7 protein-coding genes are annotated in these 8,630 nt (G+C 44.3%); 5 read left to right on the top strand and 2 right to left on the bottom strand.

All coding sequences use genetic code 11. The features are described 5' to 3' along the window. Window positions 1-61 precede the first annotated feature (61 nt). From RYL27_RS09480 to RYL27_RS09460, 5 genes are all read left to right on the top strand, one after another. Window positions 62-2,074: a DUF5696 domain-containing protein gene (locus tag RYL27_RS09480; RefSeq protein WP_314966824.1), complete on the top strand. Its 2,013-nt coding sequence runs from the start codon at window positions 62-64 to the stop codon at window positions 2,072-2,074. A gap of 226 nt (window positions 2,075-2,300) precedes the next feature. Then, the gene (locus RYL27_RS09475; RefSeq protein ID WP_314966822.1) at window positions 2,301-3,608 is read left to right on the top strand and encodes an ABC transporter substrate-binding protein; all 1,308 of its coding nucleotides are present in this window, start codon (window positions 2,301-2,303) and stop codon (window positions 3,606-3,608) included. A 62-nt stretch (window positions 3,609-3,670) separates the two neighbouring features. Further along, window positions 3,671-4,576 (top strand): carbohydrate ABC transporter permease, encoded by a 906-nt coding sequence (locus RYL27_RS09470; protein WP_314966820.1) that lies wholly within the window; start codon window positions 3,671-3,673, stop codon window positions 4,574-4,576. A 14-nt stretch (window positions 4,577-4,590) separates the two neighbouring features. Further along, the gene (locus RYL27_RS09465) at window positions 4,591-5,418 is read left to right on the top strand and encodes a carbohydrate ABC transporter permease (RefSeq protein ID WP_314669049.1); all 828 of its coding nucleotides are present in this window, start codon (window positions 4,591-4,593) and stop codon (window positions 5,416-5,418) included. A 580-nt stretch (window positions 5,419-5,998) separates the two neighbouring features. Next, a complete protein-coding gene (locus tag RYL27_RS09460) occupies window positions 5,999-7,084 on the top strand; it encodes a prephenate dehydrogenase (RefSeq protein ID WP_314966817.1) in 1,086 nt (361 codons plus the stop codon). Here the strand turns inward: RYL27_RS09460 and RYL27_RS09455 are convergent. Both RYL27_RS09455 and RYL27_RS09450 read right to left on the bottom strand, forming a co-directional pair. Next, window positions 7,081-7,368: a TIGR04076 family protein gene (locus tag RYL27_RS09455; RefSeq protein WP_308579699.1), complete on the bottom strand. Its 288-nt coding sequence runs from the start codon at window positions 7,366-7,368 to the stop codon at window positions 7,081-7,083. The genes RYL27_RS09460 and RYL27_RS09455 overlap by 4 nt on opposite strands. A gap of 218 nt (window positions 7,369-7,586) precedes the next feature. Then, on the bottom strand, window positions 7,587-8,630 hold a 1,044-nt coding region (locus tag RYL27_RS09450; protein WP_314966815.1), incomplete at its 5' end, for an ATPase.

Here is an 8,630-nt window from a genome sequence, read left to right as displayed (position 1 = left end):
AAAAAGGATATAATATAGCAAAATATTTCAAATCAAAAAGCTGCTCAGGAGTGTGCGGATTATGAATACGTCAAAATTAAAGCATTCTTATAAAGACATTTCATTGGAATTTAATCAAGAAACCCTACGATACTCTATTGAAGCCGGAAAGGCCAAATGGGAAACTAGGGCAGATTTTTCTCCTTATATTGTTTTGCAGGAAAAAAAGGATAATTTATCAAACGGTGAAAGGCAAGATAGCAAGATAGACAAGGCAGAAAAAGAGAAAGAGGAAAACGAAACAATAAAAGCCCCACTCTACTTTAAAGATGCCAAGAGCAAAAGCCATGAGCTGATTCATACCGGTGTAGGGGAAGGAATTCGTAGCATTTACAAAGATTTTCTTCTGCCCTCTTCCTTTACAGATAAAAAAGAAGAACTTCTCTCCTTCTCTTTTGAAACCTATGTCTGGATTGAGTACAGCACAAAACAGGTATATTTTGAATGGATTCCCCTAACAGAGGCTCCTATAGACTGTATTGATAAAATCCTCTTTCCGGGACCTTTCGCTTTTCATAAGGAAAGTTCTTCCTGGTACAGCATTATCCCTAAGGAGCAGGGCATCCTGATTCCCAACACCTGGGATGTAAGCTTTCATCAGGATGGCTTCAAGGGACGCTTCGGTACAGCCAGCGCCTACCTCCCCATTTTCGGACAAGTCAAGGAGGGAGAGGGCTATCTTGCAGAAAGCCTTACCCCTTGGAACATGGGCTATGAGGCGGTACATGAAGCAGGAAGCATGGAAACCAGCATAGAGTTTCGTATTGAACCCAGTCTTGGGCAAATGGAATATCGGCGGATTGTGCGCTATCTCTTCCTATCGGATTGCGACTACAACAGTCTTTTAAAGACGTATCGGAAGCTGGCAAGGGAGGAAGGCAAGTTAAAGACACTAAAGGAAAAGGAAGTTGCCAACCCTTCCGTAAGAAAACTTTTGGGCGCTTCCTTTGTACACAAGGGGATAAAGACCTGCGTCCAGCCGGATTCGGAGTTTTTCGATAAGGATGCTCCGGATAAAAATAACCACCTCACTACTTTCCGAAAGAGGGCAGAGGAAATGAGAGCCCTAAAGGCGGATGGTATAGAGAAGCTCTACTTCCATTTGGATGGCTGGGGAGATGCGGGCTATGATAATAAGCACCCGGATGTGGGGCCCGCCTGCATAGAAGCCGGTGGTTGGGAAGGTATGCGGGAATTGTCCGATACTATGAAAGAACTGGGCTTCCTCTTCGGTATTCATGACCAGTACAGAGATTTCTATAAAAAGGCGGAAAGCTATCATGATGATCTGGCTTGCAAAAGTCCCGATGGCAGCATTTTCACCCACGCCCGTTGGGCAGGAGGTCCCCAAGCCTATCTCTGTACCAGTCAGGCTCCCTATTATGTTCGAAGAAACTTTGAAAGACTCTTGGATGAGGGAATACATTTAGACGGAGCTTATCTGGATGTCTTTACCTGCAACGAGGGAGATGAATGTGATAATCCCAGGCATAGAATGCGCCGGAAAGATTCCTATGAATACCGATGCCAGTGCTTCCGTTATCTTCTGAGCAAAGACATTTTACCAAGCTCCGAAGAGGTAAATGATTGGGCTGTGCCCTGGCTGGTCTTCTGCCACTACGCCCCCTATGACTTTATGCTTCGGGAGCCGGGAAGCCCCAAGTACGGAATTCCCATCCCCATGTTTAATCTGGTTTACCATGACTGTCTGGTAATTCCCTGGATGATGGAAAAGCTTCCGGAGGAGGACTACATGCTTTATGCCCTGCTAAACGGCGGTGCCCCTTATCTTATTCGAGATCCTGCCTATCTGGGCATTGACGGAGCCTTTACTTTGGAAGAGGAAATGCCTTGGGAGAAGCATTTGGAAAGGGTTCGCATCGTTAGTGATTTCCATGAAAATGTGGGAGATGCGGAGCTTGTAAAACATGAAATTTTGGATGATAAGGGATTTCGGCAAAGATCTACATTTGCAAACGGATATGCTGTAGAGGTGGATTTACAGACAGGTAGTTATAGCATTTCCAAAGAATAATCCGAACTATTCCGCTAGGAAAGAAGCTTTGGATGACTCCATTTCGCTTCAAAAATGTATCTCGTTTCACACAGTACATTCCTTTTTATAAAGTATATGCCTCTTCATAAAGCATATACCCCTTCATAAACTGTAGTTCGTTTCAGAAAAATTGGTTCATCGCAAGTGCTTGCAAATCACTTTTGCAAGACTTGTAAAGAATAAAGCAAGAGCAAAGGAGAACATTATGAAAAAAAGAACAGAAAAACTCTTGGCATTGGCTACCCTATTGGCCATGGGAACTACTGCATTGGCTTCCTGCGGTAATAAGGCGGCAAGCGGAGAAAGTGCTTCCGGAGAAGCAAAGTCCGAAGGAAAAGTAGCCCTTTCCATGGCAATTTGGGATGAAAAGCAAAGAGCCATGACCGAGTCTTTAGTAGAAGCTTATACCAAGGCTCATCCGAATGTCAGCATTGAAGTTCAGCTCACCCCCTATAAGGGCGGAGAATACTGGACCAAGCTGGAGGCTGCTGCCACAGGCGGAAAGGCTCCTGATGTATTCTGGTTAAATGTACTCCATACAGACAGCTATGTGGATGGGGGAATCCTGGCTGATCTTACCGATGCCATTGCCAAGTCCGATATTAAGGATAATTTCCCTGAGTCTTTGGTAAACAACTATGTTCGTGACGGAAAGAACTACGCCGTTCCTAAGGATTTTGATACCAATGCCCTTTGGTACAACAAGGAAATCTTTGATGAGGCCGGTGTAAGCTACCCGACAAACGACATGAGCTATGAGGACTTGGTGGCTAAAGCTGAGGAATTGAAGCAAGCAGGTCTGGATGAGGGTGTTTATCCCTTTGCCTGCCCTGTAGACTTCCAAACCTGGTACTATCAGACCGTTTTTGCCAACGGTGGTTGGATTCTCAGTGAAGACAAAAAGACTTCCGGCTATGAGGATCCCAAGACCCAGGGCGGAATTCAGTGCTGGATTGATATGATTGATAAGGAACTCTCCCCCAGTTCTGCAGCTCTTTCCGAGACCTCTGCAGATGCTATGTTTGAAGGAGGACAGCTGGCAATGACCTTTGCCGGATCCTATATGGTTCCCGAGTATACTTCCAACGACAATATCAAGGATAAGATTGATTGCGTAGAGCTTCCCAGCTTCAATGGAGTAGACACAAACTGCATCAACGGTTTAGGCTTTGCGGTTTATGAAGGAAGCAAAAACAAAGAAGCAGCCACAGAATTTGCCATCTGGCTCAGCAGTAAGGAAGCAATGGACATTCAGGGAAATACCGGTGTGGTTATCTCCGCAAGAAATGAATCTCAGGAGCTCTTTGCCAAGTCCAGCGACAAGTATGCTTTAGCAGTCTATACCGCCCACACAGACAAGGCATATCCCCTTCCTGTATGTAAGAATGCGGCACAGCTCTATGATATGGAATCAAAGGCTTTGCAGAAGGCTTACAGCGGAGAAGAAAGTCTTGCAGAAGCTTGTAAGGCTTTAAAGGTAGAAGCTGATGCATTCCTTGCCAAGAATCAATAAGCTTTACTATCCCGGGAGAAAAAGCTTCCGGGATATTTTCTCTTTGGGCAGAAGGAGGATGTATGAAATCAAAGGAAAAAAAGGCCGGACTATCCTGGAAAGTGAAGGACTGGATTGCAGGCTATGTTTTTATTGCCCCGGTCACCATCGGACTTTTGGTCTTTTATATTTGGCCCTTCATCCAAAACTTTTGGTTCAGTTTTAACGATGTAAATAAGTTCAACGTGACCCATTTTATCGGCTTGGATAACTATCGCCAGATGCTTTCTGACAAAGAGGTTTTTCAAAGCTTTGGAAATACCCTGAAATATGTGGTGGTGACCGTGCCGGTAGGTCTCTTTCTTTCTCTGGTCATTGCCGCCTTGCTAAATGCCAAGATCAAAGGAAAGTCTATTTACCGCACCCTATACTTCCTTCCCTCTGTAACTATGGCAGCGGCTGTTGCCATGGTTTGGAAATGGGTTTTTAACGAGAAAATGGGCATTTTAAATGCTGTAATCACCTCCTTCGGCGGCCCTCGAATCGGCTGGCTGACCAATTCCAAAACCGCTATTTTCGTGGTGATGCTGGTAGGGCTTTGGATGACAGTGGGGTATAACATGATTATTCTACTGGCCGGTATGCAGGGAATCTCTAAAAGCTACTATGAGGCGGCAGCCATTGATGGTGCAGGCCCGCTAAGCCAGTTTTTTAAGATTACTATTCCCCTACTGACTCCTACCATCTTCTTCGTTATGATTACTTCCATCATCAGTGCCTTTCAGGTCTTTGATGTGGTGTATATGATGGTATTGAAATCAAACCCTGCCTATGAATCCACCCAGACTGTGGTGATGCTCTTCTACCGGCAGGCCTTCGATTACGGCTATAAGGGCTATGCGGCGGCCATTTCTATTTTGATTTTTGCCGTGATTATGCTGATTACCTTGATACAGTTCTCTGTGCAAAAGAAGTGGGTAAATTATTAGAAAGGAGGAGAAAAATGAATCAGAAATTTTCCTGGAAAAAGCTATTTGTTCATTTGATTTTATTTGCCGGTCTTGGCGTAACCATCTTCCCCTTTCTTTGGATGGTCCTGACCTCCTTTAAAACCAGCGGAGAGGCAATGCAGATACCTCCCACCATTTTCCCAAAGAAATTTATCACTGTGGCGTATACCCAAATTGTAAGTTCCCTGCCCTTTGCACGGATTTACTTCAATACGATTCTGTCCACAGTAATCACGGTAGTGGCACAGCTTCTCTTCTGCGCTATGGCGGGCTATGCCTTTGCCAGAATAAAGTTCCCCTTCAAGAATGCCATCTTTATTCTGTTACTTTCCGTCCTCATGGTACCGGGACAGATTTTCCTGATTCCTCAGTACCTGATTATTCAGAAAATGGGGCTTTTGGACAGTATTCCCGCCCTCTTTATTCCGAACCTTTTCAGCGCCTTCGGAACCTTCTTAATGCGGCAATTTTTCCTCTCCCTTCCGGAGGAACTGGAAGAAGCAGCCATAATTGACGGGTGCAACCGCTATCAGATTTTCGGGAAAATCATGTTGCCCTTAGTGAAGCCGGGACTGGTGACCCTAAGCATTTTCACCTTTAAATTTGCTTGGAATGACTTTATGTGGCCCCTCATCGTGAACACCTCTCCCAAAAATATGATTCTGGGACCTGCCCTCTCCACCTTACAGGGGCAGTACACCACCCAGTATCCCATGCAAATGGCAGGAGCGGTGATGGCGGTGATTCCCGTCATTTTGATTTTCTTCCTCTTCCAAAAGCAGTTTATCGAAGGGGTGGCACAATCAGGGATTAAAGGATAAATGAGGATGTAAGAAGATTTAATAGATTTTATTTTCATACAGTATGAGTCTGAATTTGGGGCACGCTCTCGCTAACTTCGCCACGCAGGGGTTCTAAGCTTTTATAAGACAAAAGCCATTAGCCTATTGTTGACATCCCTTTTGAATTGTGCTAGATTACTTCCAATGACAGAGGTTGCGGGTAGGACCAGGCTACGAGTGGCTGGGGTAGCGCCTCTGTTGTTTTTTTGTATCTTTTTTATTACGTTCCCTCTTTCCAATATCAGGTAAATGATTTAGATTATCCTCCTCATACTTTTCTATAACATCACAATCTGCTAAACATTTTTTCCCTTGACACCATCCTAATACAGTATTAGATTTAGATTAGAAATAGAGATGTCTGGTAGCTGTTGGTGAGTAGACCTAACTTTGGCCAGCTCTCTGTTTTTTTATTGCTAAGATAGTATTTCTTTTATCTCTAATTTTTCTTTTCACGACTTCTTTTCCACAAGTTCTTTTGCACCTTCCCCTTTCTTTCCTTCTCCGGCATTTTCCTGTATAATTTGGAAATACTGTATGTACTAAGGGGGATTTCGCTATGGAATGGAAGAATTTTACATTGATTGGCTTGGGTTTAATCGGGGGCTCTATTGCGAAAGCCATCAAAAAAGCCTATCCCCGGGCTAAGATTTCCGTACTGGAGAAGGATCAACATTCCGTAGAGATGGCTATTTCGGAAGGAGTCGTGGAGAAGGCTTTGCAAAGTATCGACGAATTAGATAGGAATACGGATCTTCTCTTTCTTTGTACCCCGGTAGAATATAATCTGCGTTTTTTACGAGACTTAACAGGAAAGCTTTCCTCCCATACCCTGCTGACTGACGTGGGTTCCACCAAACGCTCCATTATGGAAGAAGCGGAAGCTTTAGGCCTTTCTTCAAGATTCTGCGGTGGACACCCTATGGCAGGCTCGGATTCTTCCGGCTACAAAGCCTCCGACTCTCTTCTTTTGGAAAATGCTTATTATCTCCTGACTCCGGGGCAGGGCTTTCCTACAGAGTCTATCGAGAAAATGAAAAGTTTCCTCTCCTCCATTGGCAGCATTCCCTTTGTGATGAGTCCGGAGGAGCATGATAAATCTGTGGCCTGTGTGAGCCACCTGCCCCACCTGATTGCCGCAAGCCTTGTGAAGCTTTTGAAGGAAGAGGATGAGAAAGGAACTATGAAAAAGCTGGCCGCCGGCGGCTTTAAAGATATTAGCCGTATCGCCTCCTCTTCTCCGATTATGTGGCAGCAAATCTGCCTCAGTAATAAAGAGCCGATTATCCAAATGCTGGAGCATTACCAGAGCTTATTGGAGGAAATAAAAAGGTCTATACAAAAAGAAGAGCCCCAGGGTATTGCGGAGCTCTTCCGGGAATCCGGGGAATACCGGAATTCCATGGACAGCTCCGCCCAGGGACTGATTCATAGCGAATATGCAATTTCTCTTCATGTGCAGGATCATCCGGGCGCCATTTCCATTATTTCCACCATTCTGGCTTCCAACATGGTCAGCATCCGAAATCTCGGCATCAATCATAACCGGGAAAAAGGGGAAGGAGCTCTGCAAATCTCCTTCTATACCGGAGAGGATTGTGAAATGGCAAAGAAACTTCTCCATAAATATGGCTTTATCTTCTAAAGCTTGGGATTAGCTTCTTCGTCTTCTACAATTTCTGCCTTAAATACCATAATGGTATCTGCATCGGAACAGCAAAACTCTGCTGTTCCTTCTTCTTGTCCGGGAATCTTTCCGCCGTAACGTAATATATCAATATAAGGAAAGGCACAGTGCATGGCCATAGGGCAAATCTCTCCCCGCTCCGTATCAAAATCAAAGGTCTGTCCTACATGGTGTCCTCTATGGCAGCCCATCTTGCCTCTTCTGTCGGTAACCGTTAATTTGATTCTTGGTCTCTTTCCCATAGCGCCCTACTCTTTCTCAACAAAAATGTATATAAAACTGCATCTAAACAGCTTGGTTTATCTTCTTTATATTAAGACAAAGCAAGAAAAAAGGCTAGGAAAAAGCAAAAATTATGTTTATAATTTTATGCAGTGCATTTATCGAATATTCTTATACTATCCCTAATTTCCGGGAATCCATTAAAGCTAATGATAAAAAATCCGGAAATATTTTCTTCTTACAGTTCCATTTGCGCTCTAAGCTCTTCTTGCAAGGACTTCTTCTGATCCTGCAATAAAAGGTACTGGTTATACTGGGAATAGGTTTCATTTCCCACCTCGGACAAGAAGGCCAAGGCATACTTACTCTTACTAAGCTCCGATAAGAAAAGCAGCAACTCCTGTCCCTCTCCAAAGACTTCTCCAAGGAAATGGAGGGCGTTGCTGAGCATCTGCCCGGTTTCTTCCACATCCTTCTTTCTTGCCTCCTCTTTCTCTTGGAAAGCAGACTTCAGAAGCCCGAACTTTTCCTCTTCTGTGGCTTGGCTTTGTTCCTGTAATAGCTTCAAGTACTCCGAAAGGATAGTAAGCAAATGGGCATAGCGTTTTTCCTGGTCTTTGGAAAGCATTTTCGCTTCCTTCGCCCGCTTTCTCTGTTGTTCCAAAGTCTTTTCTTCCTGTCGAAGTACCTCCTCCAAGGGAAGCTCCTGCATTTTCTCCTTCGCCTTCTTTAAGAGACCGAAGATATGCTCCTGTTCTTTTTGTTCCTGCTTATAACGATAAAATCCATTCTGCAAAGCTTCCACCAAAAGGGATAGCAAGCTGATTTTTTCGTCAAAGGGAGCCTGTATAAAGAGACTGACATCCTTGATTTCTTTTCCTGCCAAAATATCCGGTACATGATAGATTTCTCTGTATTTGCAATACAGGTCATAATAAAGGGCAAAGTCCTTAGCCACCTCTTCATCCGCAAGATATTCCGCCATCAGCTTTTCTTCCAAAGGATAATGAAGCTCCTCGTAGACCTGCATAATTTTGGACAAATCCTCCCAGGCTCTGGCGGTAACAAAGCGTTTTCCGTCTAAATCCTGCTTTACAAAGTAGAAATTTTCCTTTTTGATTTCCAGGTAGGAAAGGATGGCGGAATGAAGCCCTGCATTATAGGCATAGTTTTTAAAGCTGGAAAAATCCTCCTGAATCTCGATTTTTCGCAGTCTGTCCAAGGTTACAATGTCAAAGTCCCGAACGGATTTGTTGTACTCCGTAGGGTTTCCTGCAGTCAC

The sequence above is a fragment of the Oribacterium sinus genome (assembly GCF_963537195.1).
GTDB lineage: Bacteria > Bacillota > Clostridia > Lachnospirales > Lachnospiraceae > Oribacterium > Oribacterium sinus_A.
The sequence above is the reverse complement of the archived record's forward strand: the minus strand, read 5'-3'. Positions and strand labels throughout refer to the sequence as shown.

Coding starts and splice junctions, on each gene's coding strand:
- RYL27_RS09480 (WP_314966824.1), top strand. CDS start 62: ATGAATACGTCAAAATTAAAGCATTCTTATAAAGACATTTCATTGGAA.
- RYL27_RS09475 (WP_314966822.1), top strand. CDS start 2,301: ATGAAAAAAAGAACAGAAAAACTCTTGGCATTGGCTACCCTATTGGCC.
- RYL27_RS09470 (WP_314966820.1), top strand. CDS start 3,671: ATGAAATCAAAGGAAAAAAAGGCCGGACTATCCTGGAAAGTGAAGGAC.
- RYL27_RS09465 (WP_314669049.1), top strand. CDS start 4,591: ATGAATCAGAAATTTTCCTGGAAAAAGCTATTTGTTCATTTGATTTTA.
- RYL27_RS09460 (WP_314966817.1), top strand. CDS start 5,999: ATGGAATGGAAGAATTTTACATTGATTGGCTTGGGTTTAATCGGGGGC.
- RYL27_RS09455 (WP_308579699.1), bottom strand. CDS start 7,368: ATGGGAAAGAGACCAAGAATCAAATTAACGGTTACCGACAGAAGAGGC.